The organism is Deinococcus marmoris, assembly GCF_001949125.1.
Lineage (GTDB): Bacteria > Deinococcota > Deinococci > Deinococcales > Deinococcaceae > Deinococcus > Deinococcus marmoris_A.
Map to the genome: position 1 here is coordinate 25,368 of NZ_MSTI01000070.1, position 14,818 is coordinate 40,185.

Below are 14,818 nucleotides of genomic sequence, written 5' to 3' on the forward strand. Positions count from 1 at the left end.
TTCCTTGCGCCCACCGCCCGCCCTCATTTCTCAACTCCAGCGTTTAGAACTTCAGGCCCGACGTTGCGCCCTTCACCCTCAACCAGAGGAGGCTCCCATGTCCTATCTGCTCAGAAAGCTGGGCATTTTTATTTTTACGTTGTGGGTGGCCGCCACCCTCAATTTCATTTTGCCGCGCCTGGTGCCGGGCGATCCAGTCAGCGTGATGCTCGCCAAGTACCAGGGGCGACTTGACCCCTCGGCGGTGGACGCGCTGAAAATCGCCTACGGCCTGAACGATCTGGGCAGTCCGATCTCGCAGTACTTCACCTACCTGGGCAATCTGGTGAGCGGGGATTTCGGGCGCTCGATCAGCCTGTTTCCCACGCCCGTGATCGACGTGGTGATGAGGGCGCTGCCGTACACGCTGGGGCTGGTGGGGATCACTACCATCCTGTCATTCCTGATCGGCAGTGCGCTGGGCCTCTACAGCGGCTGGCAGCGCGGAAAGGCTGGGGCCGACGCGGTGGTGCCGGTGGCGCTGTTCCTGAACTCGATGCCGTACTTCTGGTTCGGGCTGCTGCTGCTGTACGTCCTGGCGTTTCAGCTCAAGTGGTTTCCGCTGAGCGGCGCGCTCGATCCGTTCCCGGGAGACGCCTTCAGCGCCAGTTGGTGGGCTTCGCTGGCGCGGCACGCCGTTTTGCCGGTGCTGACCATCCTGGTCACGTCGGTGGGCGGCTGGCTGATCACCATGCGGAACAACGTGATCAGCGTCGCCAGCGAGGATTACCTGGCCTTTGCCCGTGCCAAGGGCCTGAGTGAACGCCGGATCGTCAACCGGTATGTGCTGCGCAACGCCCTGCTGCCCAGCTTCACCGCCTTCGGAATGTCGCTGGGCTTCGTGGTGGGCGGCTCAATTCTCACGGAAATCGTCTTCTCCTATCCGGGGCTGGGGTATTACCTGTACCAGTCGGTCACAAATCTGGATTACCCGCTGATGCAGGCGCTGTTCTTCTTCATTGCGCTGGCGGTGCTGGTGGCAAATCTGCTGGTGGATCTGATCAACGTGATTCTCGATCCACGCATCCGGGAGGGCCGCGCATGACCGCCGTGATTCCGGCGGCAGCCACGTCTCGCCCTGCCTGGAAAAACACCTCGCTGGGCCGCTTCTTTCGCAATCCGCGCAGCGTGGCGGGGGCGGGCCTGCTGGGCTTGTTCGTGCTGCTGGCACTGCTGGCCCCGGTGCTGACGCCGTACAACCCCAGCTCCCTTGAATTCGACGCCTTCCTGGGTTTCTCGGCGCAGCACCCGCTGGGCACCACAGCGCTGGGCCAGGACATCTTCTCGCAGTTCCTGTACGGCGCGCGCCTGACGCTGCTGGTGGGCTTCGCGGCGGGACTCATCGCCACTTTTTTAAGCGTCACCTTCGGCCTGGCCGCCGCCTACTTTGGCGGAAAGGTGGACGAGGCCATCAACACGCTGATCAACGTGTTTCTGGTGCTGCCGGGACTGCCCCTGATCATCGTGGCCGCCGCCTTTATCCGGGGCGGTGGGGTGTGGCCCGTCATTCTGGTGATCGGCCTGACGGGCTGGGCCTTCGGAGCGCGGGTGCTGCGCTCGCAGGCGCTGGCGCTGCGCGAACGCGATTTCATCGCGGCGGCGACGGTGGCGGGCGAGGGGCCAGCCCGCATCATCTTCGTGGAGATGCTGCCCAACATGGCGGGATTGATCGCCGCCAACTTCTTCGGCGCGGCGCTGTACGCCGTTCTGTCGGAGGCGGGCCTGTCGTTTATCGGCGTGGGTGACGTGTCGCTGGTGACCTGGGGCACCATGCTGTACTGGGCGCAGGCCAAGGGCGCGCTGCTTCAGGGTGCGTGGTGGTGGGTGGCGCTGCCGGGCCTGAGCATCGCGCTGCTGGGCACGTCCTTTGCGCTGCTGAACTTCGCCGTGGACGAGATCAGCAACCCCAAGCTGGGCCGGGGCGGGCTAAAGATGCCGAAGCGCACATTGCCCACCGCCGCTTCGACTTCTGCGGCAAGTGACGCCCTGCTCGCCATCGACAATCTGAACGTCGGCTACGTGACGCCCACCGGAACCGTGCGGGCCGTCCGAGACGTGACGCTGGAAGTGATGCCCGGCGAACTGCTGGGTCTGGCCGGGGAATCGGGCTGCGGCAAAAGCACGCTGGCCTTTGCGGCCACGCGGTTGCTCGATCCCCCCGGCGCGGTGCTGGGCGGCTCGGTGCGGCTGGCCGAACATGATCTGCTGGCCCTCTCGCCCGAAGCCTTGCGGCAGGTGCGCTGGAAGGAATTCAGCATCGTGTTCCAGGCGTCCATGAGCGTGCTGAACCCGGTGCTGAAAATCCGCGAGCAGGTCTACGACGCCATGCAGGCCCACGGCGTCACCGACAAAGCCAGGCTGGACGCCCGCGCCCGCGAGTTGTTCGATCTGGTGGGTATTCAGACCTCGTATCTGGACGCCTACCCGCATCAACTTTCCGGCGGGATGAAGCAGCGGGTGGTGATTGCCATCGCCCTGGCATTGGAACCCAAGCTGATCGTGATGGACGAGCCGACCACCGCGCTGGACGTGGTGGTGCAGCGCCAGATCTTGCAGGAGATCAACGCCGTGCGCCGCCGCCTGGGCATCAGCATCGTGTTCATTACGCATGACCTGTCGTTGCTGGTGGAGATGAGTGACCGCGTGGCGATCATGTACGCCGGGGAAGTGGTGGAACAGGCCCCCGCGCACCAGCTCTACGCTCAGCCCGCGCACCCCTATACCCAGCAATTGATGAACTCGTTTCCGCCGATGACCGGCCCCAGGACGCGCCGCAGCGGCATTCCCGGCAAGCCGCCGTCCCTGAGTGCTGAAATCGTCGGCTGCCCCTTCTTCGAGCGCTGCACCAAGCGGATGCCGGGCGTATGTGACGTCAAACCCCTTCAAACTTTTCCAGTGGCCGAGAACCAGACGGCGGCGTGCTTTCTGTACGATCCCACTGTCTCCCCCACCCTGAAGGAAAACGCCATTCGGGACAGTCAAATCAATGCTGGGGAGGTGAGCCGTGAGCCAGCCCGCAGCGCCAGACCCAACTAACGTCCAGACCTCTTTGTCGGCCACTCCGAACACGCTGGAAATCGTGGGCCTCCGCAAAGTCTTTGGCACGCGGGGCAAGGCGGGCGGGGTGGTGGCCGTCAACGATGTGTCCTTTGCCATCGCGCGCGGCGAGGTGCTGGGACTGGTGGGCGAATCGGGCAGCGGCAAGAGTACGATTGCCCGGTTGATCGCACACCTATACACGCCCACGGCGGGCGAGATTCGCCTGGGCGGTCAGCCGGTGCCCAATCGGCTGGGCGGCGCGGCGTTGCGGAAGTTTCGCAAGCACGTCCAGATGATCTTTCAGGATCCGTATGCCAGCCTCAATCCGTTGCATCCGGTGCGCTACACGCTGTCCAGACCGCTCAAGATTCACAAACTGGCACAGGGCAACACCGACGCGCAGGTCAGTTCGCTGCTGGAACGTGTGGGGCTGTCGCCCGCCGCCACATACATCGCCAAACGCCCCTTCGAGCTGTCGGGCGGCCAGCGCCAGCGCGTCGGCATCGCCCGTGCCCTGGCCGCCCGCCCGGAACTGATCCTGGCCGACGAGCCGACCTCCGCACTGGACGTGAGCATCCGCCTGGACGTGATGAACCTGATGCTGGACCTGAAGGATCAGGAAGGGTTGAGCATGCTGTTTATCACGCACGATCTGGCCGGGGCGCGCTACATGTCGGACCGGGTGGCCGTGCTGTACGCTGGAACGCTGGTGGAAATCGGCCCCGCTGTGGAGGTCATTGACCGTCCGCAGCACCCCTACACCCAACTGCTCAAGAGTGCCGCTCCCAAGCCGGACGCGGGGCTGGTGCCGGAGGAAATCGAGGCGCGCGGCGAGGTGCCGGACCTGAAAACCCTGCCGCCCGGCTGTCCCTTCGAGCCGCGCTGCCCCCACGCCATGCCCGAATGCAGGGACGGCTTGCCGAGGATGTATGACGTGGGCGGCGGACATACGGCGCGCTGCATTTTACACGACCCGGCGATCACGGCGCGGAAACAGGGACTGGTGGGCGTTTGAATCTCAATTTTTCAGAGGGAAACTGATCCTATGCGTGTTGCCACTGTGGAACAGCTTCTGGACGTGCTGGACGGTCTGTTCGAGGGCGGCTCGGACTTAACCAGACGCCAGAACGTCGATCCCTGGGAACAGATTTTTACCCGCCCGGATCATCCCCTCAACTCCGACTTGCCGGATGTCAATCTGCTGGACTGGCACGCGGCTGGCCTGCTGCCGGACGGCGAGGGCCTCACGGCGCTGGACATCGGCTGCGGGCTGGGGCGCAACACCCGCTGGCTGGCGCGTCAGGGCTACCAGACGATAGGCGTGGACATCTCTGCCTTTGCCATTGTTCAGGCCAGGACCCGCACCACCGCAACGGAGGCAACATTTCTTGAAAGCGACTTCCTCCGCGAAGCTGTCCCAGGCGGGCCATTCGATCTCGTCTACGATTCCGGCTGCTTCCACCATCTCCCGCCGCACCGCAGATTGTCTTACCTTCACGCATTGATGGCCTGTCTGAAACCCGGCGGTCTGTTCGGCATCTGTACCTTCGCGGCGGGAAAAATGGGCAGCGACGTGGATGATCTGGCGCTGCTCAAGCAGGGCAAACTCGAAGGGGGAATTGGGTACAGCGCGGATGATCTACGGGAGATTTTTGCCGATCTGGAACCGCTGGACAGCCGCCCGCTGCGCCCGCTCCAGATTTTGTCCGAACCCGCGTTCACGTTTGCTTTTCTCAGCGCCTCATTGTTTCGCCGCCCTCTGTAAAAGCATCTCGCTTCCCCAAGGACGTTTCTATGGCCCAGGTCAAACTCGCCTACATCGGCGGCGGCAGCACGCGCGCGCCCGGCACCGTCGCCTCGTTCATTCGCCAGGCTGCCAACTTCGCCGGTTCGGAAATCGTCTTGCAGGACATTGATTCAGAAAAGCTCGATCTGGTCTGCCGCCTGTCGCGCAAGATGGCCGCAGCCCAGGGCGCAGACCTCAAGATCAGCGCCACCACCGACAGAAAAGCGGCGCTGGAGGGCTGCGACGGCGTGCTGTCCAGCTACCGGCCCGGTGGTTTCGAGGCGCGGTATCAGGATGAGCGCATTCCCCTCAGTCACGGCGCTCTCGGCCAGGAAACGCAGGGGGCAGGCGGCTTTTTCATGGCGCTGCGGGCGATTCATGTGGCGCGCGGTCTGGTGGAAGACATGGAAGCGGTCTGCCCGGACGCCACCCTGTTCAATTACACCAACCCCGTCAACATCGTGGCGCAGGCGGTGGCCGATCACTCTGAAATTAAAGTGGTGTCGCTGTGCGAGGGGCCAATCGTGTTTCCCGGCGAACTCGCTGAACTGGCCGGGCTTGATCCCGCCAGGGTGCGCGCCGTGATGCTGGGCCTCAACCACGCCTGCTGGAGTGCGGAGGCGGAATACGGCGGCCAGCCGATGATTCCGGTGCTGGCGCAGAAGCTGGAAGATGGCCTTGAAGACGACTGGACCCGGCGCTGGGTGGAGCTGGCGGTCACGATGGGCAGCCTGCCCGCCTCCTATATGAAGTACTACTACTTCGAGCGCGAGATGCTGGCCGAGTTGAGCGCCAGGCCCACCACCCGCGCGCAGGACATCCTGGCCGACGTGCCGAGCTACTGGCAGCACTACCGCGAGCAACTGGACGCCCCGAATCCGACGCTGGAGCCGGAGCTGTCACGCGGCGGCATCTTCGAGCTGGAAGTGGCGGTGGACGTGATGGACGCGGTGTTCAACGACAGGAATGAAATCTGGCCGACGAACGTGGTGAATCACGGCGCGATTGCCGATTTCCCCGACTCGCAGGTGGTGGAGGTGCCGTGTCTGGTCAACCGCCAGGGCGTGCGGCCCATTGCCGGCTACCGGGTGCCAGAGTCGGTGCGTGGGCTGCTCTCGGCGCTGGCCGAATACCAGCAACTGGCCGCCGACGCCGCCTGGGACGGCACGCGCAGACAGGCCGTGCAGGCGTTGACCAGCAATCCCCTGGTGCGGACGCTGCCGCTGGCGCAGACGCTGTATGAGGAGCTGGCCCGCGCCCATGCCCAGCACCTGCCGGAGCGGCTGTGGTGAGTGGGGTCACGCTGAACATTCAGCCGGATGCAGAGGGACTGGCCCAGGCCGCCGCCGACTTGATCTCGGAGCAGGTCAGGGTGAACCCCAGTCTCAGCATCCTGGTGGCGACGGGCAACACGCCCATGCCCACCTACGCGGAATTGGCACGGCGGGTGACGGCAGGTACGGTGGATTTCAGCCGCGTCACCGCCGTGCAACTGGACGAATACCTGGGCGTCTCCGACGACGATCCGCGCAGCCTATGGGGCTGGATGCGGCGCTCGTTCGTGGAACCGCTGAGGATCATGCGCACGGTGCGGCTGGAATCCCCGGCGCAGTTTGCAGCGGCGGTGGCCGATCTGGGCGGACTCGATCTGGCGATTCTGGGGCTGGGGCCAAACGGACACCTGGGCTTCAACGAACCGCCCAGCCCGCCGGGCGCGCCGACGCGCACGCTGGAGCTGACGCCCGCGAGTCTGGAAAGCAACGCGGTTTACTGGGGAGATCTGGCCGTGCCAGCGGGAGCGATCACGGCGGGCATGGACGTGATTCTGGCGGCCCGCCAGGCGCTGCTGCTGGTGAGCGGCGCGCACAAGCGGGACATCCTGCACACCGCGCTGGAAGGGCCGCAAACCCCGGATGTTCCCGCCTCTCTTCTGAGACGCACAGCATTGACCGTGATCGCGGACGGGGCGGCCTGGGGATGAGCGAGCTGGTGCTGGGCATCGACGCTGGAAACACCAAGACCATCGCGCTGGTTGCCGATCTGTCGGGTCAGGTGCTGGGCTGGGGGCGGGCCGGGCGCAGCAACATCTACGTGCAGCCTGCCCGCGCGTTGGCGGCACTGGAAACCGCTGTCGCGCGGGCCAGGGCGAGTGCGGGGCTGGGGGACGCTCCTCTGAGAGCTTTGACCCTCAGCGCCGCCGGGGCCGACTGGCCTGAGGATTTCGACGTACTGGAGGCCGAACTGCGCCGCTGGAAGTGGGCCGAACAGGCGTCGGTGGTCAATGACGCCGTGGGCGCGCTGCGGGCTGGTTCGCTGGCGGGCACGGGCGTCACCGTGGTCTGCGGCACCAGCGCGGGCATCGCGGCGCGTTCACCGCAGGGCGAGATCTGGCACAGCAGCTACTGGCAGGAGCCGGAGGGGGCCACACAACTGGCCGAATATGCCCTGCGCGCCGTGTACCGCGCCGAACTGGGCATCGATCCGCCCACGGGCCTGACCGCCCCTGTGCTGGCCCATTTCGGCTGCCCGGATGTCGGGGCATTGCTGCACTCACTGACCCGCCGGGGCCGCCGTCTGGCACCCCATCTGGGCCGCCTGGCCCGCGTGTTGCTCGATCAGGCCGACGCGGGGGATTCCATCAGCCTCCACATCGTGCAGAGTCATGGCGCGTCTCTGGGCGATTACGCACTGGCCGCCGCACGCAAAGTCGGGCTGGTGGGCGATTACCTGCTGACCACTTCGGGCGGGGTGATGCGGCACAAGTCGCCCGTCCTGCGCGAAGCCCTGCTGGCACAGGTGCAGGGGGAACATCCACACGTCCGCTGGCAGGCCAGCCACCACGAACCCGTGTTCGGCGCGCTGCTGCTGGCGCTCGAAGGGGCGGGCGTGACCACCGATGAAGCCGTGTTCCAGCGGCTGGAACAGACCTGCCCGGACGAAGCGCTCTTTCTAACCTGAGCAAAACGACAAGGAGACCATGCCCAACTCTGACCCAGCTTCCAATGACCCGACGGCCAATGACCCGACTTCCAACCCCGTGACCCTCAGCGCCCTGTACATCTATCCCATCAAATCAGCGGGCAGCGTTCCCCTTCAGCAGGCCGAGATCGGCCCGCGCGGGCTGACGCATGACCGCCGTTGGATGGTGGTGGACGCGGCGGGGCGGCCCGTGACCCAGCGCGAATTTTCCAGTATGCGGCGGATTGAGGTGACGCTGAACGGTGACGGCCTGCACGTGACCGCCCCCGGAATGCCTGCCCTGGCTGTGCCGTGGCAGCCGCTGGGGAACCGGCGCGCGGTGGACATGTGGGGCGATCCCCTGAGCGGCGTGACCGTTTCGGTGGAGGCGACAGCATGGATCAGCGCGTTTCTGGACGGCACTTTTGACCTGGTCTACCTGCCCGACGACGCGCAGCGCTGGCAGCCGGAGTACAAGCCCTTCGGCTCACTGCTGAGCTTCGTGGACGGCAACCCCTTCCACCTGATCTCCGAGGAATCGCTGGCGGCCTTCAACGCTTCACTGACACGCCCAGTCTCCCATGCCGAGTTCCGCCCCAATCTGGTGATCAGCGGCGGCGCGGCATACGGCGAGGACTTCTGGCGGCGTATCCGCGTGGGCAACGTGGCCTTTGAAGTGGTAGAAAGCTGCGCCCGCTGCGTCATCCTGAACGTCCTGCCCGATGGAACACGCGGGGCCGAAACGTTGCGGACACTGGCGCGGGTGCGCCGTCACGGACAGGCCGCCGTCTTCGGGCAGCATCTGGTGCAGGACGCGCCCCACGATCAGCGGATGGGCCGACTCCAGGTGGGGGACGCCGTGGAAATCGTTGAGGTGGCCAATACGGTCAATCCGGTGTACGTATGAATGCCGTGCCTATCCTGGGCGTCATCGAGGGTTTTTATGGCCGGCCCTGGACCCCGGCCCAGCGCGGACGCCTGTTCGGGCGCATGGCCGCCTGGGGCATGAACACCTACCTGTATGCCCCCAAGGATGACCGCTGGCACCGTCAGAAATGGCGCGAGCTGTACCCGCAAGCAGAGGCCGAGGCGCTCCAGACGCTGATTGAAGACGCCCAGCAGCACGGTATTCAGTTCGTGTACGCGCTGGCTCCTGGCCTGGACCTCGACTGGAACGATGCTGGAGACCGCCGCGCCCTGGCAGAGAAATTTACCAGCGTGCAGGAACTGGGCGCACAGCATTACGCCCTGTTGTTCGACGATATTCCATATGCCGCAGACCGCGCCGTCCAGGCCCGCGAACAGGTGGCGGCCACCCACCACGTGATGGACGCGCTGTGGCCAGAGGGGCAGGCAGGCCTGATGCTGCTGTGTCCTACCGAATACTGTGGCGAACGGGCGCAGCCCAGCGTGGCTGCGTCGCCCTACCTGCGGGCGCTGGGCGAGGGCCTGCGCGCCAGCGCCGAGATCCTGTGGACGGGGCCGCAGGTCATCTCGACCGAAATCAGCGTCCAGAGCGTGCTGGAGGTCAATGCCGCTCTGGGCCGTCCGGCGCTGCTCTGGGACAACCTGCACGCCAACGACTTCACCCTGCACCGCGCCCACCTGGGGCCTTACGCAGGCCGTCCGCTGGACCTGCGCGAACAGGTGGCGGGCATGCTCAGCAACCCCAACAATCAACTGGAGTTGAACACGCCGGGACTGGCGAGCCTGGCCGAGTACGCCAGGGCCGCGCCGGACTGGACGCCAGCGGCTTCACTGGACCGCGCCCTGGAAGCCTGGCTGCCGGAATTTGGTGACGCCCCCACGCACCCGGTCACGCTGGATGACCTGCGCCTGGTGGCCCACATGCTGTACCTGCCGGGTGAGCTGGGGCCACAGGCCAGGCGGGTATTGGAGGCGGCGGAACACCTGATGGACCCACAATCAGGCGAGGCAGAGGGTGCAGCGCTGGTGGACGAACTGCGAACGGCCCAGCACCGGATCATGGCCGTACTCCGCGCGCTGGAAGCAGGGACCAACCGCGATCTGCTGTTCGATCTGCACCCGTACCTGGCAGACGTGTTGGAAGAGCTGAACCGGCTGCTGGTTGCAGCGACGCAGCGCGGTGAGGATGATCCGGCAGAGTTCCGGTATCGGGGCAGCCTCGCTGACCGCCTGATGGCACTGGGATGGGAAGACATTGCTTTCCCCAAGCAGGATGAAAGGCAGCGCTGAAGCCGATTTGCCTGGAGAGTTCAGGTGATACGGACTCCGATTGAATGGTTTGCAAAAACGATGAAATCCGAGCGGATGCGAGAAGGACGGGTTCCGGGCGTGGAGTGAACGAACCGGAGCTTTCCTGATTTGTTGACGAAACAGACAGAATCCGCATCAGGCATGCTGGCGCGGCGGCTCATGCCCAGGGGTCGAGGACCACCTTGATACAGCCGTCGTGCTTCTCGCGGAAGGTCTTGTACAGCTCCGGCCCTTTCGAGAGTGGCGCGCGGTGCGTAATCACGAAACTGGGGTCGATCTCGCCCTCCTGAATGCGCCCCAGCAGCGGGCGCACATAGCGGTGCGTGTGCGTCTGGCCCATCTTGAGGGTCAGCCCCTTGCTGAAGGCGGCCCCCAGCGGCAGTTTGTCTACCAGGCCGCCGTACACCCCTGGCATGCTGACCGTACCGCCCTTGGCACAGCTCAGGATCGCCCAGCGCAGGGCGGTGATCCGGTCAAAGGAAAGTCGCAGCTTTTGCTCAGCCGTGTCCAGCAGCGCGCCGGGGCCGTGTCCGTGCGCCTCCAGACCCACCGCATCGATGACGTGATCGGGGCCACGCCCACCCGTCGCCTCGCGGAGGGCCACCAGCACGTCCGTTTCCTCGTAATTGATCGTTCGTGCGCCCGCTGCCTCGGCCAGACGCAGACGTTCGGGCACGCGGTCCACCACGATCACCTCGGCGGCCCCCAGCATCTGCGCGCTGCGCAGGGCAAACTGACCCACTGGCCCGGCCCCGAAGACCGCCACCACGTCACGGCCCGGCATGATGCCGCAGTTCTCGGCGGCCTGATACCCCGTGGGGAAAATATCAGTCAGGAACAGCACCTGATCATCACGCAGATCGGACTCGATGGCAAAGCAACTCACGTCGGCAAACGGCACCCGCACGAACTGGGCCTGACCACCCGCGTAGCCGCCGAACAGGTGCGAGTACCCGAACAGTCCGCTGGCGCTGGTGGCCCCGTACAGTGCCTCGGCCATGCGGTGGTTGGGGTTGGAGTTGTCGCAGGCACTGAACATCCCGCGTTGGCAAGGATCGCAGACCCCGCAGGCCAGATTGAAGGGCATGATCACCCGCTCGCCTACCCGCACCTTTTTCACGTCTGAGCCGACTTCCACCACCTCACCCATAAACTCGTGACCCAGGATGTCGCCCCGTTCCATGCTGGGGATGTAACCGTCGAGCAAATGCAGGTCCGAGCCACAGATGGCGGTGGAAGTCACGCGCACGATGGCGTCGGTGGGGAGCAGCAGCGTGGGGTCCGGGACTGTTTCGACGCCCACATGGTTGGTGCCCTGCCAGATGATGGCCTTCATGCTTTGCCTCCCTTACTGGCTCGCCCACTGCTCTGACCTTCGGTAGTGGGGTGATAGCCCAATTCCTGTTCGCGCTTGAAGCGCATCAGGTCGTCGCGCAACTGCTGAGACGGCTCCTGGCCCAGAATGCGGGCGGCGAGTGCCCCAGCAGAACCCAAAGGCGGGCGATACGTCAGTCGGACCACCACTTCCGTGCCCCGGTCACCGGGAGCCGGGCGGAACAGCACTTCGCCGCTGTTCTCGATCTGCGCGCCCGGCAACGATTGCCACGCGATGCGCTGTCCTGGCTCGTCGGCGGTCAGCTCAGCCTCCCAACTCACCTCGCCGCCGGAATAGCCCATTGGCGCTTTGACGGTCCAGCGCGAGCGGCGCTCGTCCAGCACCTCCACCCGCTCCAGGTGTCTCATCAACTGAGGCAGGTTGTCCAGCTTGCGCCAGATGGCGTATAACTCGTCGGCACTTTTCCCGATGGTCACGGCGTCGCTCACCAGCGTTTCTCCGTCCTCGTTCTGCTGAATCTTGAGGGCGGTGGCCACAGGACTGCGTCCCATCACCGCCAGTGCCGTCAATCCCGCGCCTAGCACGGTCACAGCCAGCTTCTGGAAAGGGGACCCCCCCCGCAGACCCGCTGTGAGCAGGAAAGCTCCGGCCACACCGAACATCGCGCGTTCCGCACCTGGCATCGCTGCCCCGGTACTCTGCCGATTTTCCGGCGTTACGGGCCGCCCGCCTGGAGAGGAGTTGGAGGTCATGGCCGCTCACCCACGCTGCTGTTTTGCATCCGCCTATTTGGAAGGGCGCAGCTTGAGCAAAAAGTTCCCCGGCCTACCAACTAATGGGCCGGATAAGAAATGCCCAACGCCGTATGATGCACGCTTTCACGGCAAGACCCCTGAACTTCGCCTGGCACTCCTAGTTTCTTTGGGCTGACCCGCTCTGGCGTCGTTGAGGTCAGGCGGCATGGGACCTGGAACCGAAACTTGCGCCATGGCTTTTTCAGAGCGGATGGTTTGAGCAGATAGGCCGAGATCAGGCCGGCCACAACCTCATACGGACTCCGATGAGAAGGTGCTGAAAACACCTGAAAACCCGAGCGGGACTCGCAGAGCTGCGTCGCAGAGGAGCAGCGTCCTCGTGGGGAGGAGTAGCCCCATACGGGTGCTATCTCACGACGACAGTCTGTTCGCGACGAGAGCGAGAAGGAGAAAAACGGGTTCCAGGCGTGGCGTGGAAGGATCGGCGCTGTTCCGATTCCTGCCGCGTTACAAACGGAATTCGTATCAGTGCTGCTGATTTCTGCCGTGACCGCCGCGTCCAGAGCTTCCCTGAGATGTGGTGGCGGGCTGATGCCGAAGGTGTGTACTGGAAACACCGATGAAGGTCCGATAAACCCTTTTCCGTCAGGGTCCTCACATGAGACACAGGAATGCTGAAGGGGCCATGGCGGGCGCGCCCTCTGGCCCAGGAGTCCACCATGCCAGATCAGCGTTTCCAGAGCAGTTGGCCCATGACCGATCCTGCCGCTGCCCTCTCCGCCTTTCTTGCCGCCCTGCCTGACGCGCCGCAGTTGCTGCTGGGACTGGGCGAACCCACCCACGGCGTCGAGATGTTCCCTCTCTGGCGCAACCGCATCTTCCAGACCCTGGTGGAAACACAAGGATTCCGGTCCATCGCCATCGAGAGCGACATCATCGCTGGCCTGCGGGTAGACGCCCATCTTGCTTCCGGCCAGGGCAGCCTGGATGAGGTGATGACCGGCAGTTTCAGCCACGGGTTTGGAAGGGTCCAGGCCAACCGGGAACTGGTGGTCTGGATGCGTCAGTTCAACGCAGGACGCAACGAGTTGGACCGCATCCGGTTCTACGGCTTCGATCCGCCCATCGAGAACATGTGGGCGGCCAGCCCCCGTCAGTCCCTGCTCGCACTGCACACCTTTTTGGCCCGGTACTTTTCCCACCTGCCCGTGGACCGGGCCACGCTGGAGCAACTCTGCGGGGATGACGCCCACTGGACGAATCAGGCCGCCGCGCTGGACCCCAGTCAGTCTGTCGGGGCCACACCGGACGCCTGGCACCTGCGGGCGCTGGCCGATGATCTGCTGGGGTTTCTCGAAACCCAGCGCCCTGGACTCGGGGCGCAGCCTGATCTGTGGGAAGCGCAGTTGCATGCCCGGACGGCCCAGGGCCTATTGCGATATCACGCCAACCTCGCCGCCCCTTCGCCAGACCGTATCTCGCAGATGCTGGCCCTGCGCGCGGTGATGATGACGGACAATCTCAGTGCCATCGCCGAACGAGAAGTGGAGCGCGGCCCCACGCTGGTCTTCGCCCACAACTCGCACCTGGAGCGCGGGATCAGCCAGATTCGGATGGACACCATGAACGCCGACTGGTGGCCTGCCGGGGCACAGCTTCTCGGACGGAACACGCCGTACGCCGTCATCGCCATGACCAGCGGTGAGGGTGCAGCTCTGCTCTTGCCGGACGCTGACGAAGGGCAAAGCCGCAATGGGGCATATCTGTACGCCACTCCAGGACGACTCGAACGCGATGGCGTGCTGATTGTTCCCGAGCTGGCGGAGTCCATTAAAGGGCTTTGACAGAGCCTCGCTCTGGACAGGTCCGCCTCAGACACTGGCCTGACGGCTCACCAGGCGGAGTCGCGCAACACTTCCTCGTTAAAGCTGCCCACCGCAGGCATGGGCAGGTTGGTGGAATTGGCCGCGCGGATCACGCGGATGGCGCGGACCTGTGGTCCGGCTTCCATCGCCGCCGTGATGTCGCTGTCCGCGTCGCCGTAATGCAGATCGATCTTCAGGGACTGAATGAACGGCGTCTTGTCGTACTTGGTCTCGCGGGGAATGCCGCCCGCGAAGTTGACGAAGTGCATGTTCTTGGTCCCAAACGTCTTGACCAGCAGCGGCGTCAGCAACTCCATCTGGCGCGGCGCAGTCCGCCCGGTGATAAAGAAAATCTGGTCATTCCGGTCCTGATGCATCTTGATCAGGGCGCGGGCACTGTCCTTGGGAATGGAGAAGCGGTCACAGCCGTTGACGGCGTCCCAGAAGAGCTGCTTTTGCAGGTACTCGGTGCTGCCTGGCGAGAAGGTCTGCTGCCCCCACCAGAAGCACCCGCTGCTCGACAGCACGGTGTCGTCGATGTCGAAGCTGACATTGATGGGACGGTCCGGCAGACTGGCACGGATCTCGTCCACCGTGACCCAGCGGATGCTCTCGGGCATTTGCAGGCTGCGCCCGCTGATGTTGAGGGCCTTGTTGACCGGGTTGGGGGCCAGAACGGGTACGGGAGCCGTTTGCGCCCCAGCGAAGCTCAGGGCGAGGAAGGCCAGGGCCGACAGGGGGCGTTTCATGGCCGCAGTGTACTTCTCCTGACTTCTCCTGACTTCTCCTGACTTCTCCTGAC

Annotated in this window: 13 protein-coding genes; 10 read left to right on the forward strand and 3 right to left on the reverse strand. The window is 64.8% G+C overall.

From position 1 onward, the window contains the following. The first annotated feature begins 97 nt into the window (after nucleotides 1-97). Genes BOO71_RS11005 through BOO71_RS11045 form a run of 9 tightly spaced genes read left to right on the forward strand, consistent with a single transcriptional unit; the run spans nucleotide 98 to nucleotide 10,039 of the window. Complete coding sequence (locus tag BOO71_RS11005; protein ID WP_075832271.1) at nucleotides 98-1,084, forward strand: ABC transporter permease; 987 nt, start codon at nucleotides 98-100, stop codon at nucleotides 1,082-1,084. Further along, on the forward strand, nucleotides 1,081-3,075 hold the full coding sequence (locus BOO71_RS11010; protein ID WP_083653350.1) for a dipeptide/oligopeptide/nickel ABC transporter permease/ATP-binding protein: 1,995 nt from the start codon (nucleotides 1,081-1,083) through the stop codon (nucleotides 3,073-3,075). Before BOO71_RS11005 ends, BOO71_RS11010 begins: the two co-directional genes overlap by 4 nt. Further along, nucleotides 3,044-4,093, forward strand: a complete 1,050-nt coding sequence (locus BOO71_RS11015; RefSeq protein ID WP_254843127.1) for an ABC transporter ATP-binding protein — start codon at nucleotides 3,044-3,046, stop codon at nucleotides 4,091-4,093. Before BOO71_RS11010 ends, BOO71_RS11015 begins: the two co-directional genes overlap by 32 nt. A 30-nt stretch (nucleotides 4,094-4,123) precedes the next feature. Then, nucleotides 4,124-4,843: a class I SAM-dependent methyltransferase gene (locus BOO71_RS11020; protein WP_075832273.1), complete on the forward strand. Its 720-nt coding sequence runs from the start codon at nucleotides 4,124-4,126 to the stop codon at nucleotides 4,841-4,843. Between the two features lie 29 nt (nucleotides 4,844-4,872). Continuing rightward, entirely contained in the window at nucleotides 4,873-6,156 is a 1,284-nt protein-coding gene (locus BOO71_RS11025; protein ID WP_075832275.1) for a family 4 glycosyl hydrolase, read from the forward strand. Beyond that, nucleotides 6,153-6,845, forward strand: a complete 693-nt coding sequence (locus BOO71_RS11030) for a glucosamine-6-phosphate deaminase (RefSeq protein WP_075832295.1) — start codon at nucleotides 6,153-6,155, stop codon at nucleotides 6,843-6,845. The genes BOO71_RS11025 and BOO71_RS11030 overlap by 4 nt, the downstream gene beginning before the upstream one ends. Beyond that, entirely contained in the window at nucleotides 6,842-7,822 is a 981-nt protein-coding gene (locus tag BOO71_RS11035) for an N-acetylglucosamine kinase (protein WP_083653352.1), read from the forward strand. The genes BOO71_RS11030 and BOO71_RS11035 overlap by 4 nt, the downstream gene beginning before the upstream one ends. A 19-nt stretch (nucleotides 7,823-7,841) precedes the next feature. Beyond that, complete coding sequence (locus BOO71_RS11040; protein ID WP_075832277.1) at nucleotides 7,842-8,729, forward strand: MOSC domain-containing protein; 888 nt, start codon at nucleotides 7,842-7,844, stop codon at nucleotides 8,727-8,729. Further along, the gene (locus tag BOO71_RS11045; protein WP_075832279.1) at nucleotides 8,726-10,039 is read left to right on the forward strand and encodes a beta-N-acetylglucosaminidase domain-containing protein; all 1,314 of its coding nucleotides are present in this window, start codon (nucleotides 8,726-8,728) and stop codon (nucleotides 10,037-10,039) included. The genes BOO71_RS11040 and BOO71_RS11045 overlap by 4 nt, the downstream gene beginning before the upstream one ends. 178 nt (nucleotides 10,040-10,217) lie before the next feature. Here BOO71_RS11045 and BOO71_RS11050 read toward each other — a convergent pair whose 3' ends face one another. Next, nucleotides 10,218-11,396: a zinc-dependent alcohol dehydrogenase gene (locus BOO71_RS11050; protein ID WP_075832281.1), complete on the reverse strand. Its 1,179-nt coding sequence runs from the start codon at nucleotides 11,394-11,396 to the stop codon at nucleotides 10,218-10,220. Next, nucleotides 11,393-12,148: an SRPBCC family protein gene (locus BOO71_RS11055; protein ID WP_139322897.1), complete on the reverse strand. Its 756-nt coding sequence runs from the start codon at nucleotides 12,146-12,148 to the stop codon at nucleotides 11,393-11,395. The genes BOO71_RS11050 and BOO71_RS11055 overlap by 4 nt, the downstream gene beginning before the upstream one ends. A 722-nt stretch (nucleotides 12,149-12,870) precedes the next feature. Between BOO71_RS11055 and BOO71_RS11060 the strand changes: the two genes are divergently transcribed. Further along, complete coding sequence (locus tag BOO71_RS11060) at nucleotides 12,871-13,995, forward strand: erythromycin esterase family protein (RefSeq protein ID WP_075832299.1); 1,125 nt, start codon at nucleotides 12,871-12,873, stop codon at nucleotides 13,993-13,995. Nucleotides 13,996-14,042: 47 nt separating this feature from the next. Here BOO71_RS11060 and aphA read toward each other — a convergent pair whose 3' ends face one another. Then, complete coding sequence (gene aphA / locus BOO71_RS11065) at nucleotides 14,043-14,765, reverse strand: acid phosphatase AphA (protein ID WP_075832285.1); 723 nt, start codon at nucleotides 14,763-14,765, stop codon at nucleotides 14,043-14,045. Nucleotides 14,766-14,818: the final 53 nt, after the last annotated feature.